Raw genomic sequence first — 2,099 nt, forward strand, 5'->3', positions numbered from 1 at the left:
CGATGAACTCCCGCTTCAGCAGTCCCATGATGATATCGTCGTGCCAGCAGTCGTTGACGAGGCCAGCCTCGCGTTCGCGACCTTCGACGACGAATCCACACTTCTTGTAAGAGCCAATGGCGCGGGAATTATAGGCCAACACACGAACCGAGACGCGATGCAAATCGAGTTTCCCGAACGCGAAGCGAAGCACCAGCTTCGCCGCCTCGGTACCATAGCCTTTTCCCAGTTCGTCCGGATCGAGAATTCCGATCGCGAAGGATGCCCGCCGATCGTGCAGATCGACCCGATCCAGCCGGGCGTGCCCGATCGGTCGCTCCCGCTCGATGATCCATGCATATGGATGGTCGATCAGGCTCGCGACCAGGGAGGTCGCGCTGTCCGGAGTTGCAGGCATGAACGTCGCGCGGCTTCCACCGAACATCTCGTGGATGTGCGGATCGTTGCCGAGCACCACGAAGGCCTCCACGTCACGAGGCGCAGCCTTGCGCAGAGTGACATAGGCGCCTTTCAGGACAGGCAGAGATTCCGACATAACGAGCTCTCGCGGCCGATCGGATGATCGTCGCGGTGTCGCCGCACCGCGCGTATCAGGTCTTGTCGCTTTCCAGCTTCGGGATGTGACTTCCTTCGCCGGCGGACAGCAGGCCGCTGTCGGCGTACAGGCCGAGCTTGGCGCGGGTGTCGGCGATGTCGAGGTTGCGCATCGTGAGCTGGCCGATGCGGTCGGCCGGGGTGAACGGCGCGTCCTCGACCTTTTCCATGCTGAGGCGCTCGGGCGCGTAGGTCAGGTTCGGGCTCACCGTGTTGAGGATCGAGTAGTCGTTGCCGCGGCGGAGCTCCAGCGTCACTTCGCCGGTGATAGCGCGGGCAACCCAGCGCTGTGCGGTCTCGCGCAGCATCAAGGCCTGCGAGTCGAACCAGCGGCCCTGATACAACAGCCGGCCGAGCTTCATGCCGTTAATGCGATACTGCTCGATGGTGTCTTCGTTGTGGATGCCGGTGACGAGGCGCTCGTAGGCGATGTGCAGCAGCGCCATGCCGGGCGCCTCGTAGATGCCGCGGCTCTTGGCCTCGATGATGCGGTTCTCGATCTGATCGCTCATGCCGAGGCCGTGACGGCCGCCGATCGCATTGGCCTCGTAGAACAGCGCCACCGGATCGCTGAGGGTCTTGCCGTTGAGCGCGACCGGCTGGCCCTCGGCGAACCGCACGCTGACGGTCTCGGCCTTCACGGCGCAATCGTCGCGCCAGAACGGCACGCCCATGATCGGGTTGACGATGCGGATGCCACTATCGAGCTGCTCGAGATCCTTGGCTTCGTGGGTCGCGCCGAGCAGGTTGCTGTCGGTCGAATACGCCTTCTCGGCGCTCATCTTGTAGGCGAAGCCGTTGGCGGTCATGAACGCCGACATTTCGGCGCGACCGCCGAGCTCGTCGATGAACTGCTGATCGAGCCACGGCTTGTAGATCTTGAGCGCCGGATTGGTCAGCAGGCCGTAGCGGTAGAACCGCTCGATGTCGTTGCCCTTGTAGGTCGAGCCGTCGCCCCAGATGTTGACGCCGTCTTCCTTCATCGCCGACACCAGCATGGTGCCGGTGACGGCGCGGCCGAGCGGCGTGGTGTTGAAATAGGTGATGCCGCCGGTCGAGACGTGGAAGGCACCCGCCTGGATCGCCGCGATGCCCTCGTGCACCAGCTGGGTGCGGCAATCGACCAGGCAGGCTTTCTCGGCGCCGAAGCTCATCGCCTTGCGGGGGATCTCGTCGTAGTCGGCTTCGTCCGGCTGGCCCAGATTGGCCGTGTAGGCGAACACCTTGGCGCCCTTCTGCTTCATCCACAGCAGCGCCGCCGAGGTATCGAGCCCGCCCGAGAACGCGATGCCAACATTCTGGCCTGTGGGCAGGGTCTTCAAGATCGTCGTCATCGGCAGTCCAATCGGCTGAAAAGGGGGGCGGCAGGTTGTGGCGCGAAGCACCCGGCGACGTCAAGAAACCGCGTCGATCCGCGGCTGCGAACGGTTCTCGACGGCGGCGGGGCCAATGTCGCGGCCGCGCCATTTCTGGCGCAGCGGTAGCGGGGCAGAACAGGCGGGTCA

The 2,099-nt window shown here is 64.3% G+C and carries 2 protein-coding genes; both read right to left on the bottom strand.

Annotated elements, in window-relative coordinates:
* On the bottom strand, positions 1-535 hold a 535-nt coding region (locus I5M_RS16440), incomplete at its 3' end, for a GNAT family N-acetyltransferase (protein ID WP_022722390.1).
* Positions 536-590: 55 nt separating this feature from the next.
* Complete coding sequence (gene argG / locus I5M_RS16445) at positions 591-1,928, bottom strand: argininosuccinate synthase (RefSeq protein ID WP_022722391.1); 1,338 nt, start codon at positions 1,926-1,928, stop codon at positions 591-593.
* Between the last annotated feature and the right edge of the window lie 171 nt (positions 1,929-2,099).

The sequence above is a fragment of the Rhodopseudomonas sp. B29 genome (genome assembly GCF_000333455.1).
Classification (GTDB): domain Bacteria; phylum Pseudomonadota; class Alphaproteobacteria; order Rhizobiales; family Xanthobacteraceae; genus Rhodopseudomonas.